Annotated in this window: 16 protein-coding genes; 14 read left to right on the plus strand and 2 right to left on the minus strand. The window is 56.1% G+C overall.

Features of this window, described 5'->3' with window-relative positions; translation table 11 throughout:
* Positions 1–8 precede the first annotated feature (8 nt).
* The 14 genes from GXP70_RS12055 to coaD all read left to right on the plus strand — a co-directional run bounded on the left by GXP70_RS12055 (position 9) and on the right by coaD (position 14,891).
* On the plus strand, positions 9–2,195 hold the full coding sequence (locus GXP70_RS12055) for an MMPL family transporter (RefSeq protein WP_162356949.1): 2,187 nt from the start codon (positions 9–11) through the stop codon (positions 2,193–2,195).
* 428 nt (positions 2,196–2,623) lie between these two features.
* Positions 2,624–3,436 (plus strand): LbetaH domain-containing protein, encoded by an 813-nt coding sequence (locus GXP70_RS12060; RefSeq protein WP_225442772.1) that lies wholly within the window; start codon positions 2,624–2,626, stop codon positions 3,434–3,436.
* Between the two features lie 22 nt (positions 3,437–3,458).
* Complete coding sequence (locus tag GXP70_RS12065; protein ID WP_162356950.1) at positions 3,459–4,199, plus strand: alpha/beta hydrolase; 741 nt, start codon at positions 3,459–3,461, stop codon at positions 4,197–4,199.
* Positions 4,200–4,507: 308 nt separating this feature from the next.
* On the plus strand, positions 4,508–5,464 hold the full coding sequence (locus GXP70_RS12070; RefSeq protein ID WP_162356952.1) for a D-2-hydroxyacid dehydrogenase: 957 nt from the start codon (positions 4,508–4,510) through the stop codon (positions 5,462–5,464).
* Positions 5,465–5,489: 25 nt separating this feature from the next.
* Complete coding sequence (locus GXP70_RS12075; RefSeq protein ID WP_162356954.1) at positions 5,490–5,828, plus strand: CidA/LrgA family protein; 339 nt, start codon at positions 5,490–5,492, stop codon at positions 5,826–5,828.
* Positions 5,818–6,507: an LrgB family protein gene (locus GXP70_RS12080; protein WP_162356956.1), complete on the plus strand. Its 690-nt coding sequence runs from the start codon at positions 5,818–5,820 to the stop codon at positions 6,505–6,507. The genes GXP70_RS12075 and GXP70_RS12080 overlap by 11 nt, the downstream gene beginning before the upstream one ends.
* Before the next feature lie 130 nt (positions 6,508–6,637).
* On the plus strand, positions 6,638–7,828 hold the full coding sequence (locus GXP70_RS12085) for a foldase protein PrsA (protein WP_162356958.1): 1,191 nt from the start codon (positions 6,638–6,640) through the stop codon (positions 7,826–7,828).
* Positions 7,829–8,090: 262 nt separating this feature from the next.
* A complete protein-coding gene (locus GXP70_RS12090) occupies positions 8,091–9,710 on the plus strand; it encodes a peptide ABC transporter substrate-binding protein (protein WP_162356959.1) in 1,620 nt (539 codons plus the stop codon).
* 83 nt (positions 9,711–9,793) lie between these two features.
* On the plus strand, positions 9,794–10,729 hold the full coding sequence (locus GXP70_RS12095; RefSeq protein WP_162356961.1) for an ABC transporter permease: 936 nt from the start codon (positions 9,794–9,796) through the stop codon (positions 10,727–10,729).
* Positions 10,726–11,643, plus strand: a complete 918-nt coding sequence (locus GXP70_RS12100; RefSeq protein WP_162356963.1) for an ABC transporter permease — start codon at positions 10,726–10,728, stop codon at positions 11,641–11,643. Before GXP70_RS12095 ends, GXP70_RS12100 begins: the two co-directional genes overlap by 4 nt.
* 20 nt (positions 11,644–11,663) lie before the next feature.
* Positions 11,664–12,665, plus strand: a complete 1,002-nt coding sequence (locus GXP70_RS12105) for an ABC transporter ATP-binding protein (protein ID WP_162356964.1) — start codon at positions 11,664–11,666, stop codon at positions 12,663–12,665.
* Positions 12,662–13,627 (plus strand): ABC transporter ATP-binding protein, encoded by a 966-nt coding sequence (locus GXP70_RS12110; protein ID WP_162356966.1) that lies wholly within the window; start codon positions 12,662–12,664, stop codon positions 13,625–13,627. The genes GXP70_RS12105 and GXP70_RS12110 overlap by 4 nt, the downstream gene beginning before the upstream one ends.
* 146 nt (positions 13,628–13,773) lie before the next feature.
* Complete coding sequence (rsmD, locus tag GXP70_RS12115) at positions 13,774–14,367, plus strand: 16S rRNA (guanine(966)-N(2))-methyltransferase RsmD (protein WP_162356968.1); 594 nt, start codon at positions 13,774–13,776, stop codon at positions 14,365–14,367.
* Positions 14,368–14,372: 5 nt separating this feature from the next.
* Positions 14,373–14,891 carry a pantetheine-phosphate adenylyltransferase gene (gene coaD / locus GXP70_RS12120; protein ID WP_162356970.1) on the plus strand — a complete coding sequence of 173 codons (519 nt, stop codon included), beginning with the start codon at positions 14,373–14,375 and terminating at the stop codon, positions 14,889–14,891.
* 60 nt (positions 14,892–14,951) lie between these two features.
* Here coaD and GXP70_RS12125 read toward each other — a convergent pair whose 3' ends face one another.
* Together GXP70_RS12125 and GXP70_RS12130 are read right to left on the minus strand one after the other, a co-directional pair.
* Complete coding sequence (locus GXP70_RS12125; protein WP_162356972.1) at positions 14,952–16,133, minus strand: nucleoside recognition domain-containing protein; 1,182 nt, start codon at positions 16,131–16,133, stop codon at positions 14,952–14,954.
* Between the two features lie 701 nt (positions 16,134–16,834).
* Positions 16,835–18,076: a nucleotidyltransferase gene (locus tag GXP70_RS12130; protein WP_162356974.1), complete on the minus strand. Its 1,242-nt coding sequence runs from the start codon at positions 18,074–18,076 to the stop codon at positions 16,835–16,837.
* Positions 18,077–18,176: the final 100 nt, after the last annotated feature.

The following is an 18,176-nucleotide window of genomic DNA, read 5'->3' on the forward strand; positions in this document are numbered from 1 at the left end:
ACAACATCATGGCAAAATATTTATTCAAGTTAGGTTTATGGTCGGCCAGGAGCAGCAAGAAAGTATTGCTCGGCACGCTTATCGTCCTGCTCGCGCTCGGCGCGCTCATTTTGAGCTTCGGCTGGTCGTTCAGCAGCGAGCTGACGATTCCGAATACGCCGGCCGACAAAGCGGCCAAAGTCATCGGCGCGGAATTCGCGGCCGCCGGACAGACGGGTCCCAAAATCCAAATCGTCTTCAAAGCGCCCGAAGGCCAAACGCTTGATACCGCGCAATGGCAGAAGGTCATGGACGATACGATGAAAGGGATCGGAGAAGTGTCCGAAGTGGCCGGCGTTACGACGCCCGCGCAGCTCCAGAACTTGAGTCCGGGCAAACAGATCGCATATGGCGAAGCAACATTCAAGGTTCCTGCGCCGGACGTGAAGGAAGAGACGAAGACCAAGATTGAGCAGCGGTTGGACAACGCGCGGGCGGCAGGCCTGCAAGCGGAGTCGAGAGGGGACGTCGAGCTGTCGCAAGGGGGCGAGTTCCCGGTTGAAGTGATCGGTATCATCGCCGCTTTCGTCATTCTTGCCGTCACGTTCGGCTCGTTCCTCGCAGCCGGCATGCCGATCGTATCCGCATTGATCGGACTCGGCGTCGGGATGCTGGGGATCATGCTCGCGACGCATGTCGTCGAGGTGCAGAGCGTATCGCTCTCCTTGGCCGCGATGCTGGGGCTGGCCGTCGGTATCGATTACGCGCTGTTCATCATCACGCGATTCAAGCAGCAGCTTGCCCAAGGGTATTCGGTTCAGGAATCCGTCGCGATCGCGAACGGCACGGCCGGCAGCGCCGTCTTATTCGCGGGCGTCACGGTCGTGATCGGCTTGTTGGGACTGTCGGTCGCGCGAATTCCGTTTCTGACGATGATGGGGATCTCGTCGGCGCTCTGCGTCATTACGACCGTCGCGGTTTCCCTTATCGTATTGCCGGCCATATTGGGCTGGCTCGGTCATAAAATCTCGCCTGCCAAAGCGAAGCAGCAGGCTAAGAAGCGGAATGCGAAACAGGCTGCCTCGGGCAGCGCTTGGGGCTTGTTCGTCACGAAGCGGCCGCTCCTCGTCGCGGTCGTGTCCGTCATCCTGCTTGGCGTCATCGCGATACCGTTCTTCCATATCAATCTCGGTTTACCGTCGGAAGGAACGACGAAAGCGAAGGATACGACGGAGCGCAAAGCGTTCGATCTGCTGACGGAAGGCTACGGGGCGGGGTACAACGCTTCCTTGGTCATCGGCGCCGTCGTCGACCGGCCGTCGGATGCGGTGACGCAGGACATCGCCAAGATCGCGGACGAAATCAAACAGCTGCCCGGCGTGCAGGCCGTTTCGCCGGCGATCCCGGGTCCTTCCGGGAAGCTGTACTTGATGACCGCCATCCCGCAGACCGGGCCGGACGACACGAAGACGAAGTCGCTGGTCAAGGCGATCAGAGCGTTGTCCGAGCGAACGGAGGCGGATCATCGTATCGAGCTGCTCGTCACCGGCACGACGGCGATGAATATCGATATCGCGGACAAACTGAATCAGGCTTTGCCGGTTTTCGCCGCGCTGATCGTTATACTGGCCTACATGCTGCTCGTCGTCGTATTCCGATCGCTCGTCATTCCGCTCAAAGCCGTGCTCGGGTTCCTGCTGTCGCTCGGCGCCACGCTCGGGTTCGTCGTCTTCGTCGTCCAGGACGGCCATCTGCTCGGCTTGTTGGGCTTTCCGGGCTCCGGTCCGATTCTGGCGTTCTTGCCGGTCATTCTGATCGGTATCTTGTTCGGGCTGGCCATGGACTACGAGATCTTCCTGGTGAGCAAAATGCGCGAAGTATACGCGCATACCGGCGATGCCCGCCAAGCCGTGCTGGACGGCGTGCGGGACAGCGGCAAAGTGGTGACGGCCGCGGGCTTGATCATGATCTCGGTGTTCGTCGGCTTCATGCTCGCGCCGGACGCGATTATCAAATCCATGGGCTTGGCGCTCGCTTTCGGCGTCCTGTTCGACGCCTTCGTCGTACGGATGACGCTCGTGCCCGCCGTCATGAGCCTGATGGGCAAATCCGCCTGGTACATGCCGAAGTGGCTCGACCGTATATTGCCTAACGTCGACGTCGAGGGCGAAAGCATCATGGCGGAGATGGAGAAGAAGGGCAAGAAGATCGCTTAAACGCGGCTTTGTTCGAATACGCGAGTTGCAAATGAGAAAAGAGGGATCTTCTAAAGCCACTGAAAAACTTGTAATTTTTCAAGTGACTGGTGAATTCCGACAAAAAGAAGACATTCACCCTGATATTTGGGTGTATGCCTTCTTTTTGTTCATTTTCGATTGTGTTTTGTTATCCTAAATCAGCACCACATACGGATGGAATCAACTGCAGCCGACCGTTACTTGACGACCTCTCTTTTTCGAGGGGGCTTTTTTGTATTCATATTTCTATTTCCTCCTGTTCTTTTTCACGAAACCTCATTATTATTAGGAGGTGTAAAAGAAATATGACGCCATTTTATCGAATTTTATATGACGTTATAAGTCTTTTTTGGTTGGAAATGAAAGGATTTTGGAATTGAATTGATTACGAAAAGGAGTGCTAAAAATTGTATCTAAATGCGGCTTTCAAAGAACAATATTCAAAGCTACTTAACAGTCCATTATTAAATGATTTGTCCGTGTACGCGAATCTAGATGCAGAACGTTTATATAGACTTGGACGTGAAGCTTATGATAATAAAGATGTGGAGTTATCTAACAAATGCGAAATTTTGAATAAAGTTATTAATAATTGCGTAATTTACTCTTCTTGTTACATTGGCAGCGGTACAAAGATTGCCTACGGCGGGGTAGGGGTCTTGATTCATCCGAAAACAGTAATCGGGAAAAATTGCATGATTGGTACGGATGTAACAATTGGAGCCGCCCCTGTTATTGGCAATCATGTTTATGTTAGCACGGGTTCGAGATTAGTAGGTGTCGGTATAAAAGTGGGGAGCTTTTCTATTGTCGGTGCAAACGCAGTAGTAACAGGTGATGTTCCACCGTTTAGCATCGTTGCTGGGGTACCGGCGAAGGTAGTTGGGGCGATTACACCTGGTAATCTGGACAAATATCTCGAATCGTATTTAGCGGTAGTAAATAAAAAGAACACGACTTTTGTTGACAAAGTAAAAGCAGAATTTCTTGAGTCGTACAAAAAGTACACTGAAGGTCATCCAAGAAGCAGCATAGAAGTTAATAAGCCCATTGGCTTACCGAAATCAGACATCGATATATTGCATAAGAAATTAAACGCGCTTTATCAAATGCTGGAGGAGAAAGAGACCAAAGTTAAGGAAATAAATGATCAACTTAGTAAATTAAAGTCTTCTAAGTTATACAGGATATTGAAATTTATTGGTTTGTTAAAACAATAACATTATAAAAAGGGTGATCTAGTTGTTTGAGGGAGAAGAAATATTTAAAGGTTCCAGACCAATAAAGTACGTGTTTCAAAAGTCGCGTTCACCTTTCCTTGTCGTCGTATTTTCTGGATTTCCAAGCCGTTTCGGAATACCACCCGTTTACAATTACATCAAAACGTTGAGTGAAACGGATTGTAATAAACTATTTATCCTAGATGACAACAACCATACGCAAAGTTGCGCTGCTACGTATTATCTTGGCTTCAATCGTGATCATAGTGTTGAAATGTCGGTCATTGCATTAATAACAAAGATTGCGAATGAAAATGGAATCGAACACAAACATATAATTGCTGCGGGATCAAGCAAAGGGGGATTTGCTTCGCTTTATTTCGGACTCAAATATTCTTTTGGCCATGTCATTTCAGGTGGAGCGCAAACTCTTCTGGGCTCTTACTTGATGAAGTTGAATAATGAAATTAAATACATAGCGGGTTTTATTGCTGGAAGCATGGATGAAGATAGTAAAAAATATTTGGACAGTCTTCTTTTTGATGCAGCGAGAGCAGCGAAGAAGTCTCCCGATCTCTATATACACGTAGGAAAAGGTGATCATCATTACGAAGGCCACATACTACCGTTTATTAACTTGCTTAATGAGTTAAATATTCCATTTGACCTCGATATTGGAGATTATCAGGAACATGCCCAACTCGGTGAGTTTTATCCTAAATTTTTACTTGAGAAACTGGATGCTATCTTGATACAAGCATAACGCCGTTCATGCAGCAGGGGCTTCTGAAATGGAAATTGTCTATATAAAAAAACCGGGGCTCGTCTTTCGACGAGCCCCTTTCATGGGAGAGGAGAAACCGGACGAAGAGCTTATGGGGAAACGTAAGTCTTCTCCGCGGTTGTCTACGGCATCTCTCGACGCCGATATCATAAGAATGCCCATATTGCGGCGTTCTATACCTCGATCGGATTATTATTCCCGAATTTGTTTCGAGCGGCGTCTTCATGGTGTATGATCGTCTTATTGGCAATGCCTACATAAGTAATCGAGAGGGGAAGGAATCAAGCATGAAAATCATCGTTTTGGACGGGTATACGTTGAACCCGGGCGACGTAAGCTGGGACGAAATCGGCAGGCTGGGGGAGCTGACGGTGTACGACCGGACGCCGCAGGAAGAGATCGCGAAACGCGCGTCCGGCGCCGAAATCGTCTTGACGAACAAAACGCCGCTTGCGGCAGAGACGATCGCCGAGCTGCCGGAGCTTGCTTACATCGGCGTATTGGCAACCGGTTACAATGTCGTGGATACCGATGCGGCGGCGAAACGCGGCATCGTCGTCACGAATGTGCCGAATTACAGCAATCAGTCCGTGGCGCAGCTTGTGTTCGCGTTCATGCTGGAGCATGCGTCCCGCGTCGGCGCCCACAGCGAAGCCGCGCGCGGCGGACGCTGGGCGGCGGGGCCGGATTTCATGTTCGCGCTGTCGCCGCTTCATGAGCTGGCCGGTATGACGCTCGGCATCCTCGGGTATGGAAGCATCGGCCGGCAAGTCGCGCGGATCGCGCTGGCGTTCGGCATGCGCGTCATCGTGCATTCCCGCACGGAGAAGGCCGCAGCCGGTCTCGAGTCGGTACGTTTTGTTTCCAAAGAAACGCTGTTCCGCGAAGCGGACGTCGTCTCGCTGCATTGTCCGCTTACGCCGGACACGCAAGGCATCATTAATACGGATACGATTGCGCTGATGAAACGCGAAGCGCTGCTCGTTAATACGGCCCGCGGCGGACATGTCGTCGAGCGCGATCTCGCCGACGCCTTGAACGCCGGTACGATTGCCGCCGCCGGCTTGGACGTGCTCGGCGCGGAACCGCCGGCGCCGGACAATCCGCTCTTGTCCGCGGCCAACTGCATGATTACGCCGCATATCGGCTGGGCGACCGTCGAGGCGAGAAGGCGCCTGATGGCGATCGCCGCCGGAAATCTGCGCGCTTACCTGCAAGGCGACGCGGTAAATCGGGTAAACTGAGCTCGTGCGCGGGTTCTGCATCATTATGGGATTCGACGGCGCAGGCTATGCGCTGCATCAGCTGGCTGGGGTGCCGCTCCCGTCGCATGTGCTTGGACTGCTGCTGCTGACGGCCGCGCTGTGGCTTGGCGCGGTCAAGCTGGAGTGGGTCGAAGCGAGCGCGACGTTCCTGACCAGGCATATGATGCTGTTCTTCGTGCCGCTGCTGGCGGGTGCGGCAGCATACCTGCCGGCGCTTCGCGAATCATGGCTGGCAGCCGCCGTAAGCCTGACGCTTGGCACGTCCATCATTCTGCTAGTCACCGGGCTTGCGACCAAATGGCTCACGGGCAAGCGGAAGGAGGCGGCGAAGGATGAAGGATAGCCTGCTTGCCGACCCGCTGTTCGGAACGGCGCTGACGTTAGGCGCCTACGCGGCGTCCATCCTCGTCTACAGGAGAGTCCGGTGGCTGCATCCGCTGATCGGCGCGCCGCTAATCGTATACCTCGCGCTGCTGCTCGGCGATATTGAATTCGATACGTACAAAATCGGCGGCGACCTCGTGTCCTTCTTCCTCGGACCGGCGACGGTGGCGATGGCGGTACCGCTGTATAAGCACGCGATGCGCCTGAAGCATATGCTGCCTTCGCTGTTGGCCGGCGCGCTGATCGGAAGCGCCTGCGGCTTGCTCGTTAACGGCGCCTGCGTGCTGTTGTTCAACGGCACGGGGGAATTTCTGCGCTCGGCGCTGCCCAAGTCCGTTACCGCGGCCGTTGCCGTGGATTTGTCCGCCTGGCTTGGCGGATCCCCGGGCTTGACGGCGGCGCTCACCGTGTTGACCGGCCTGTTCGGCAGCGTGACGGGGCCTTGGCTGCTGCGCGCGGTCGGCGTAACGGACCGGGTCGCATCGTCGATTGCGATCGGCGCGGCTTCGCACGGCATCGGCTCGGCTCGGCTGATGACGGAGTCGGAGGAGCAAGGCGGGCTGAGCGGGTTCGCGATGGCGGCCAGCGCGGTATTCACGCCGGTGCTGCTGCTTCCGGTCCATGCCTGGCTGTCGTGAATTTGCGGCGTCTATACGAGCATAGCGATTTTTTGCATCTTTTATCTTTTCTTAAGGTTTAGCGAAATATTTTCTGTTATAGTGACACAGAAGGCAAGACGACTGCTAATGACGGAAGGGAGATTTCAAGTTGAACGAGAAAGAGAAAGATTTGAAGCAGGACAACGAACTTTCGTTGGAGCAAGATAACAAGGCGGGTGCCGATACAGAACAATCGACGCATGAGCTTGCGCACGACCGCGATGAAGCCGGCAACGGGTTCGAAGATACGCAGGATGATGACGGCGAGCAAGACGGCGGCAACGAGCATGAAGGGGCAAGGAACAATGAAGCAATCGCGCCGGTAGCTGCGGCATCCCAAGCTAGAAGCGGCGGCAAGGCATGGATGTATACATCGCTCGGCCTGGCGATCATTCTGATCGTCGTGCTGATCAAGCCTCCGTTCGGCGGCGGATCGGACAAGACGGCGATCGGTTCCGTTAACGGCGTTTCCATTACGAAGCAAGAGCTGTACGATCAAATGGTGAAACTCGGCGGCACGCAAACGATGGACAACCTGATCCAGGAAGAGCTGATCAAGCAAGAAGCCGACAAAGCCGGCATCAAGATCACGGACGCCGACATCGACAAAGAAATCGACAGCATCAAGAAGCAGTTCCCGACAGAGGCGGATTTCGAGAGCGCGCTGACGCAGAACGGCCTGACGCTGGAAGATCTGCGGGCGCAAACGCCGATGCAGCTTAGCATCCGCAAGATTTTGGAGCCGCAAGCCAAAGTAACGGACAAGGATATCGAAGACTACTTCAACCAGAACAAAGCCAGCTTCGATCAAGCCGAAGAAGTGAAGGCTTCGCATATTCTGGTCGCTACGAAGGAAGAGGCGGACGCCATTCTGAAGCAGCTGAACGAAGGCGGGGACTTCGCGGCGCTGGCGAAAGAGAAGTCGACGGATACGGGCACCAAGGACAACGGCGGGGACCTCGGATTCTTCGGCAAAGGCGTAATGGATCCGGAATTCGAGAAGGCGGCATTCGCGCTGAAAGTGGGCGAAACGACCAAAGAGCCGGTTAAATCCCAATACGGCTATCACATCATCAAAGTAACGGATCGCAAAGCTGCCAAAGCGGCGACGCTGGCAGAGAAGAAAGACGAGATCAAGGACACGCTCATCCGGCAAAAAGTGTCGGAATTGTCTACCGCTTGGCTCGCAGATATCAAGAGCAAAGCGCAAATTACGAATACGCTCGCGAAAGACGATGCAGCCGCGGGCGCGGCAGCAACCGAGACAGGCGCAGCGAATGCCGCGCCAGTCGGACAATAATCGACGTCGAACGAAGAAACACCGCAGCCATTATTTGGCCGGCGGTGTTTTTTTGATTTGCGGAGATAATGTATAAGGAAAACTTGGTCGTTCCAATCCATGAAGGCGCTACCGGTTACATATGCGTGAACTTTATTGACATGTAAAGAGAGTAAATATTTACAAGTGTTCAATTAATAATTTACAAAATGTCATAATCGATGTATTATTGGCTACAGGATTTAAAAAATTAAACATTAATCATGGAGGCGGGCTCAGAAGAATGAAAAAGAAAATGCTGCTTTTGGTTTCACTCGCGCTCGTTCTGACAGCCGCATTGTCGGCTTGCGGAAAGAGCGGATCCGGATCCGGTCAAACGTTCAGAATGAACCTTACGACCGAACCGCCAAGTCTTGACGTTGCACAGGCGCAAGACCAAGTGTCCTTCACGGTGATGTCCGGCCTGTTCGAAGGCTTGACGCGCATGGACGCGAACGGCAACATCGTTCCAGGCGTTGCTGAGAAATGGGATATTTCCGCCGATGGCAAAACGTACACGTTCCATCTGCGCGATGCTAAATGGTCCAACGGAGACGCGGTAACGGCGAAGGATTTCGAGAACTCGTGGAAACGCACGCTCGACCCGAACCTGAACCCTCCCGCTCCTTATGCTTACCAGCTGTATTACATCAAGAACGGCCAGAACTACAATATCGCGCAAGACAACCCGAATCATATTACGGATGCGAGCCAAGTCGGCGTGAAAGCGATCGACGACAAGACGCTTGAAGTACAGCTCGAGAATCCGACGCCATACTTCCTGAACATCGCGGCATTCTTTACGGCTTATCCGATCCATGAAGGTTCGACGTTCGCGGAAGCGAACGGTTACGTAGGCAACGGTCCGTTCAAGATGAAATCGTGGAAACACGGCGATTCCATCGAGCTCGTGCCGAACGAGAACTACTGGGATAAAGACAACATCAAGCTGACCAGCGTTAAATTCTCGATGGTCAAAGATCCGAACACCGAGCTCAGCATGTACAAGACGGGCCAGCTCGACTGGGCGGGCGCGCCGACGGGCAGCATTCCGACGGAGCAAATCGCGAAATACCGTACAGAGAACAACAAAGAGCTTAACATCAAAGGGATTGCAAGCACGTACTACTACAACTTCAACAATACGAAGAAACCTTTCGACAACGCGAAAGTCCGCGAAGCGCTCTCGATGGCGATCAACCGTCAAGACCTCGTAGACAAGGTGACGAAAGCGGGTCAAGTGCCGGCATACGGTTTCGTGTCGACGGGTATTCACGGCGTGAACGGCGAATACCGCGAAGAAGTGAAAGACAACTACTTCACGGAAGACGTCGCGAAAGCGAAGCAATTGCTTGCCGAAGGCTTGGCTGAAGAAGGCATGACGAAAATGCCTGCGTTCTCGCTCTCCTTCAACGAAGGCACGCATGAGCAAGTGGCGCAAGCGATCGCCGACATGTGGAAAACGAACCTCGGCATCGACGTGAAGCTGGAGAAGCAAGAATGGAAAGTGTTCCTGAAGAACCGTCAAAGCCTGAACTATGACATTGCTCGCGCTGGTTGGGGTGCGGACTACAACGATCCGATGACATTCATCGACATGTTCACGTCCAAAGGCGGAAACAACGACATCGGCTTCAAGAACGCGGACTACGATGCGCTCGTAAAAGATGCTTACGCAACGAACGATCAACAAAAACGCGTCGACGATATGGCGAAAGCGGAGAAAATCCTGATCGGCGACAACATGGCGATCATGCCGCTTTACTACTACTCGTCCGCGCAGCTGATCAAGCCGTACGTGAAAAACTTCGTGGTGGATTACAGCGGCAACATCGATTACTCGCACATCTCGATTGAAAAATAATAAGCAGCACGAATACAGGGGACATAGGGATATATGTGGTACACCCATATATATCCCTTCTCTATGATTGGAGAGAGCTTAGGATGGTTCGGTACTTGGGTGGTAAACTTGTCAACATCGTGTTTTCCCTGCTTATTCTGGCCACCGCAACCTTCTTCTTGATGAAAGCAGTCCCTGGGGACCCTTTTACCCAAGAGAAGGCCATTCCGCCGGAAATCAAAGCGAACATCATGGCGCATTACGGGCTTGATAAACCGATTGGCGAGCAATATTTGATCTACATGAAGAAGCTCCTGCATTTCGACCTGGGCCTTTCCATGAAGAGTCAGAACCGTACGGTTACGAGCATCATTACGGATTCGTTCGGCACATCGGCCAAAATCGGCTTTTTTGCCGTCATCATATCGATTATTGTCGGCGTTTATCTCGGCATGATGGCTGCGCTGCGGCATCGCAAGCTGGTCGACAATTCGGCGATGTTTCTGGCCGTTATCGGCATCTCGGTGCCTAACTTCGTTATTGGATCGATGATTCAATACTTTTTGGCCGTTAAAGTGCCGATTTTTCACGTTGCGGGCTTGGAAAGTCCGATGGATTACGTGCTTCCGACCATCGCGCTGTCGACGCTGCCGATCGCGTTCATTGCACGCTTGACGCGTTCGACGATGCTGGAAGTGCTGACGTCCGACTATATCCGCACGGCGAAAGCGAAAGGCTTGACGCCGCGGGCTATTCTTTGGAAACACGGTTTGCGTAACGGCATTCTTCCGGTCGTTACTTATTTGGGTCCGATGACGGCGAACATCATTACCGGTTCCGTCGTCGTTGAACAGATTTTCGGACTTCCGGGCTTGGGCGCCTATTTCGTTGATAGTGTCATGAACCGCGATTACACGCTTATTATGGGCATCACCATTTTCTATGCCGTCATCCTGATGGCAGCGCGTTTCGTTACGGATATTCTTTATATTTTCGTGGATCCACGCATTAAATTGAGCGGGGGTGTAGTTAAATCATGAGTCAAACTGCTCCGTCGCCATTCGAGAAGCTGCAACAAAAGCATACCGAGGCCGAGGTTATTGCAACCGAGAGCCGATCAACTTGGCAAATTACTTGGGCGAGGCTCCGCAGCAACCGCTGGGCCATGACCGGTTTGTATACACTTATCGTCATTACGGTGCTTGCCATCGTATGTCCGATGTTTTCTCCGTATACGTCGTATACGAACGATCTGGATAATACGTTCGCGGCACCTTCGGCCAAGCATTGGTTCGGAACCGACAATTTGGGCCGCGATTTGTTTACGCGCGTGTGGATGGGCGTCCGTATCTCCTTGACGGTCGGCGTCGCAGCCGCATTGTTCGATCTGATCATCGGGATTATCTACGGCGGTATCATGGGCTATGCCGGCAAACGCGTCGGCGGCGTCATGAACAAAATCGCCGAAATGCTGTACGCGATCCCGCATCTGCTCGTCGTTATCCTGCTGAGCGTCGTGATGGGCTCGTCGCTGACAACGATCATTATCGCCTTGTCGATCACGGGCTGGATTACGATGTCCTGGATCGTCCGCGGTCAAATTCTTCAACTGAAAAACCAAGAGTACGTGCTCGCCGCCCAATCGATGGGCGCAAGCAACCGGCGTATCTTGTTCAAACATTTGATTCCGAATACGCTGGGCCCGATTATCGTCACGGTTACGCTGTCCGTGCCGTCGGCGATTTTCTCCGAAGCGTTCCTCAGCTTCCTGGGTCTTGGCGTTCAATCGCCGGCAGCCTCGCTCGGTTCTTTGATCGGCGAAGCGTTGTCTTCGTGGACGCTGTATCCTTGGCTGATGATTATCCCGGCTTCGCTGCTCAGTATCACTATGCTGGCCTTTAATATTTTCGGTGACGGTTTGCAGGACGCATTCGATCCGAAAATGAAAAAATAACACCGCTGGGAGTGAGCTCAATGAACGATCCGATTTTACGCATTTCCGATTTGCATGTCTCCTTTCACGTGCGCGGCGGGGAAGTTCAGGCGGTGCGCGGCGTCAGTCTGGACGTCAATCGCGGCGAAACCGTAGCGATCGTCGGCGAATCGGGCAGCGGCAAAAGCGTCACGGCGCAGTCGATTCTTCGTTTGATTCCTACGCCTCCGGGCGAATATAAGCAAGGCTCCATCGAATTCATGGGCCAGGATTTGCTGACGAAATCCGAGCAGGAGATGGAAGCGATCCGCGGTCAAGAGATCGGGATGATTTTCCAGGACCCGATGACGTCGCTCAATCCGACGCTGACGGTGGGCTTTCAAATTTCCGAGGTGCTGATCAAGCACCAGAACATGACGAAAGCGCAGGCGACGAGCCGCGCGGAAGAGCTGCTGACGCTGGTCGGCATCCCGAACGCCAAAGATCGCGTACGCCAATACCCGCATCAATTCTCCGGCGGCATGCGCCAACGGGTCATGATTGCCATCGCGCTTGCATGCACGCCGTCCCTGTTGATCGCCGATGAGCCGACGACCGCGCTCGACGTGACCATTCAGGCGCAAATCATGCAATTGCTGAAGGATCTGCAAGCGAAGACGGGCACGTCGATCATCCTCATCACGCATGACCTTGGCGTCGTTGCCGAGACTTGCGACCGCGTCGTCGTTATGTACGCCGGCAAAGTCGTGGAGACCGGGACGAAGGAAGAAATTTTCAGAAATCCGCAGCATCCGTATACGCGGGGCTTGCTGCGTTCCCTGCCGCGGCTGGACCACAGCAAGAGCGAGCCGCTGATCCCGATTCACGGTACGCCGCCGGATATGTCCGCACCTCCGAAGGGCTGCGCGTTCTGCGCGCGCTGCGACGAAGCGATGCGCATCTGCGTGGACAACGATCCGGTTAACTACACGATCAGCGAGACGCAAGGAGCAAGATGCTGGCTTCACGACCCGGTCTGCAAGAAGGAGGGTGCTAGCGCATGAGCGGCAAGAACGATGTGTTGATCGAAGTCGATCATCTTAAGAAATATTTCCAGGTTGGCGGCAATCAGACGCTGAAAGCCGTCAACGACCTCAGCTTCGGCATCCGCCAGGGCGAGACGCTCGGCATGGTCGGCGAATCCGGCTGCGGCAAGTCGACGGCCGGCCGCACGATTCTTCGTTTGTACGAGCCGACGGCGGGATCCGTGAAGTTCCAGGGTACCGACATCATGTCGGCGAAGGGCGCCAAGCTGAAGGCGCTGCGCCGCGAGATGCAGATGGTGTTCCAGGATCCGTATGCCTCGCTCAATCCGCGCTGGACGGTCGAGAACCTGATCGCCGAGCCGCTCGATATCCACGGGCTGGCGAACGGCAGCAAGGACCGCAAGCTGCAGGTCGAGCGGCTGCTTGACCGCGTCGGCCTCCGTCCGGAGCACGCGTCGCGCTATCCGCATGAATTCTCCGGAGGTCAGCGCCAACGGATCGGGATTGCCCGCGCGCTGGCTGTCAATCCGAAGTTCATCGTCTGCGACGAGCCGATATCCGCGCTCGACGTGTCGATCCAGGCGCAAGTCGTCAATCTGCTGCAGGACTTGCAGCGCGATTACGGCCTGACGTACCTGTTCATCGCGCATGACCTGGCGATGGTTAAGCACATCTCCGACCGCGTAGCCGTGATGTATCTGGGCAAAATGGTGGAGCTCGCCGAAAGCGAAGAGCTCTATTCGAACCCGAAGCATCCGTACACGAAGGCGTTGATGTCGGCGATTCCGGTTCCGGATCTCGACGTCGCGGAGAACAAGGAGCGCATCGTGCTGTCCGGCGATCTGCCAAGCCCGGTCAACCCGCCGAGCGGCTGCCCGTTCCGTACGCGCTGTCCGTTCGCGACCGAGAAATGCGCGGCGGAAGTGCCGGCATTCCGCGAAGTGGAACCGAACCATTGGGCAGCTTGCCATTATGCCTAATTAATAGAAGAAAAGCGTTTCGCCTGCTAGCGCGAGACGCTTTTTTTGCATGCGGGCAGCCCCGTTCTTTAACATGCCGGAGGAAATATGTTACGATATTGAACGTGTGCAGGATGAGAGGCGCGGCGAAAGGGGTAACAACAGCATTGAGAGTGATCGCAGGCACGGCGAAGGGCCGTACTTTAAAAGCGGTGCCGGGCAAAAATACGCGCCCGACGACCGATAAAGTGAAAGAGGCGATTTTCAGCATGATCGGGCCTTATTTCGACGGCGGAACGGCGCTTGACCTGTTCGCCGGGACGGGCGGACTCGGTATCGAGGCGCTCAGCAGAGGCGTCGATAATGCGATCTTCATCGATCTGGAAGGCGCCAGCGTCGAGGTCATCAAGCAGAATCTGCAAGCGGCCGGGATGGCCGACCGCGCGGAGATTTACCGGACGGATGCCGTTCGCGCCGTCAAAGCGCTGGCGAAGCGCGGGCTGAAGTTCGGACTCGTATTCCTCGATCCGCCTTACCGGATGAAGGATATGGACGAGCTGATGGCCGAGCTGGCGGCGCGCGGCCTGCTGGAGGCAGACGCGACGATCGTCGTCGAGCATGACGCGGAGCATCGTTATCCGGAAGCGTTCGCGCCGTACAGGCAGCTGAAGCATGCGCAGTACGGCGATACGGCGGTTACGATCTACCGCCTGGTCCCGGAAGAAACGCCGGTTGAAACGGATGGAATAACGGAGGAGTAGAAATGATGGCAGCACCGAAAGCGAATACGGGATTACAGGGACTGCGCGTCGCGGTATATCCGGGCAGTTTCGACCCTGTCACCTGCGGGCATTTGGACATTATCCGCCGCGCAGCCAAGCAGTTCGACCATCTTATCGTGGGAGTCTTGAACAATACGAGCAAGAAGCCGCTGTTCAGCGTGGAGGAACGCAAGCAGCTGCTTGCCGAAGTCACGCAGGATTTGCCGAACGTGTCGATCGACAGCTTCCGCGACTTGCTCGTCCACTTTATCAAGGCGAAGCAAGCGCAAGTCATCGTGCGCGGCATCCGCTCCGTCACGGACTTCGAGTACGAGCTGCAGATGGCCTCGACCAATCACCAGCTGGACGGCGATATCGAAACGATCTTCATGATGACGAACCCGAAATATTCGTACTTGAGCTCCAGCATCGTCAAGGAAATCGCGATGTTCCGCGGCAGCGTGCAGGATTTGGTGCCGCCGGAAGTTCAGGCGGCGTTGAGCGCGAAATTTGCCGAGCAGTGACGAAGCTGAGGTTTGATGGGAGCGGTTTTAGAACGAACAGAACCGAACGGATTGACCCAACTAGCGTAGTCTGAGCTTGGCCGTCAATATGGAGACGAACGCGAGCAGCGCCGTCGCGAAGACGAATAACAGCAGCAGCGCCGGCATGTAAGGCCATAACGAATGCAGGTCGCCCGCCCGAATGGGAGAGGCCGCTCCGGCGCCAAGCTCTTCGCGCTGCCAGGCGAACGTCGCGGCAGCGGGCGACAGACCGTTCATCAGCGCGGACAGCGGCTTCCAGCACGTGATCATGAGCAGGAAGGCCGCTGCGCTTTGCAGGAGCCTTGCGGCAGCGAGCTTGCGCACGGAGAGGCCGGAGCCCGCGACCGCCGATCCGGCCTGCAGCAGGGCGCTGATGCCGCCCCAGCTCAGCACGGCGGCGACGGCGGCGGCTTTCCATGCCGCGCCGCCCGCGATCGCCGCGGCGGAGGCGGCATAGGCGCCGATATGGCTTTCGATCAGGCCGGGCAGGACGAATGACGGGATAACGGCGGGCATGACCGGTTCCAGAAGCTTCACCAGCACGGCGCAGAAAATCATGAACCCGCCGATCGCCATCAGCTTGTAGACGGCCACGGTTACGGCGTCGCCGAGAAGCTTGCCGAACGAGCGGCCGTCGCGCTCCCTCGCCGCCCGCATCGCGGCGGCGGCTCTGTGCAGCAAGCCGGACGAAGCGCGCGCTTCCGGCTGCGCAGCTTCGCGCTTGGCCAATCTGGCGGCGATCAGGGCGGGGAGCAGTCCGGCCAGCCAGACGACGATGACGATGGCGGCGCCAAGCTCCGGGCGGTGCAGGAAGCCCGTACCGACGACGAGCAGCATGAAGAGCGGGCTCGGCATATGCGACAGCGCGAGCAGCCGGTTGCCTTGCTTGACGGTGAGCTTATCGGCCTTGCGGAGCGCGGCAGCCGCTTCGGCGCCGCACGGGAAGCCGCCTGTCCAGCCGAGCGCGAGCGCGATTCCGGCCTCGCCGGGCAGGCGGAGCAGCTTCTGCATGAGCGGGTGCAGGAGCGTGCCGAACCCATGCACGACCCCGAACGCGAGCATCAGCTCAAGCAGCGTCAGGAACGGGAGCAGGCCGGGGAAGACGATGTTCCACCATACGGTCAATCCTTGCAAGGAGGCTTGAAACGCTTCGTCGGGTCTCATTATGATGGAAGCGACGAGCAGAATGGATAAACAAGCGAGAATCAGGGTGCGCGTCATCTTATCTCACTCCAAGTACAGGGTAGGGCCCGAACAAACCGGAGCCACTACATGTTTACGCTTGTCCGGGGAGGCTTAGAACAATGGGAGTTCGATCACTCGGAGTTCGATCCCCCTAAATCCCCCTTCTCCAAGGGGGACCCCAAGGACTCCGTCCTCTGGACACCTGGAATGGTATAACGTCTGTGGGACAGAGAAGCGCACCCGGGTTGCGTTTGTGCTGGGATTCGTTTTCGTCCCTGACGGGACACACTTTTACCTATGGCGCTCGCGAGTTACCTGCTGTCCCTTGCGGGACCATGGGAACGTGGTGCTCTCCAGAGGCGGTTGAGAGTGAATTCGTACGGGGCCTCGCTTTCGTCCCTTGCGGGACACGCTTTACTGTGGCGCTCATTGCAAGCCTGCGCCTGCGGCTGGCTTGCCGGAGGCGGCAGGTCATCGCCGCCGAAGTTGGTGTGTTGCGTCCCTTGCGGGACGCAGCAAGCCTGCGCCTGGCTTGGCTGAGGCGGCAGGTCATCGCCGCCGAAGTTGGTGTGTTGCGTCCCTTGCGGGACGCAGCAAGCCTGCGCCTGGCTTGGCTGAGGCGGCAGGTCATCGCCGCCGAAGTTGGTGTGTTGTGTCCCTTGGGGGACTTGCAAGCCTGCGCCTGCGGCTGGCTTGGCTGAGGCGGCAGGTTATTGCCGCCGTCTGCCGCTTAGCTGTTAGATGCTGATTGGCTTTTCGTAATAGTCGCGGAACAGGTCTCGCGGCGATGCGTCCGGCCAAGCCAGAGCGTAAACCGATGTCGCCTGGACGTCGAGCGCGAGGTAGGGGAAATCGGCTGCGTGCCCTGCGGCGCTTTGCAGGATGGGCAGCTTCGCCGATTTGCGCATCCGCTTGAGGAGTTCCCTGCCGCGTTCGGAGTAGCCGAGCACGCGGATGTATTGCACGCCGGTGCGGAGGCGGTCCGGGGCCAGCAGTTCTTTGTCGTGCCCGAGCAGGATGGCGAGCAGCGCCCGCTGCAGCTTGGTGCGCGTGTAGCGCTTCGTCTTCAGCCGTTCCAGCAGCGGCTCGAACGACAGCTCGGTCAGCTCGGGGAGCGCGCGCTTGATGCGGTGCTCCAATCCTTCGCTTATTTCGTGGTAGCGGCCGAGCGCTGCCGCCGGTTCGCTCACGAGCTTATGGAACAGCTGCGGCACATAGTGCTGCCAGCTGTTGCGGCCGCGTCCGGCTTCGTGATCGCGGAGCAGCAGCTCGAGTGTGGACGCCGGGACGAACGGGGCGGCGCAGTCCGGCGACGGCGATTCCGCGACGAGCTTGCGTATCGCCGTCGCGCTGGCGATCTGCGCGTCGGTGATGCTCGTCTGCGAATAGCCGGCTTTCTCGCGGCGCAGCGAGAACGGCTCGATCGCGCTGCCCAGCCGTTCCAGCGCGAGCAGATAGTGCAGCCCGAGCGTATTGTTGGGCTGCTCGAACGGGAAGGCCGCGGCTTCCGCGTCGCCGGCCGCGGCCATGAACCGCCGGACGGCGCCGCTGTACGCGGCGGGATAGCTGGCGCCTGTCCGCAGCTCATCCGCCATGAATCCCGCGAACGCGTCCGGTTCATGGGCGAGCAGCCGCGCGACGCGGCGGAGCGGCGCGATGTCGCCCGCCTCGCTGCCGAAGCAGAGCGCGTCGACGACGCCGGTCGCGTCCAGCAGCGCCGCGGCGCCGTAGGCGAACCACTCCGCCGCCTGCGAGGAATAGGCGACGGGCAGCTCGACGACGACGTCGCAGCCGCCGCGCAGCGCCATCTCGGCGCGCGTCCATTTGTTCAGCAGCGCGGGCTCTCCGCGCTGCAGAAAATGGCCGCTCATGACCGCGATTACGGCGTCGCTTTTCGTTATTTTCAACGATTGCTGCAAATGATATAGATGTCCGTTATGGAACGGATTGTATTCGACAATGATCCCGACCGTGCGCATGGGCATTCCTCCGAGCGATGAATCGTATATTTTTCACTATATCACGACGTGAAAATGTTGACAAAACGAATCGGTAATCGATATAATAAACTTTGTTTGT

Source organism: Paenibacillus lycopersici, assembly GCF_010119935.1.
GTDB classification, from domain to species: Bacteria; Bacillota; Bacilli; order Paenibacillales; family Paenibacillaceae; genus Paenibacillus_Z; species Paenibacillus_Z lycopersici.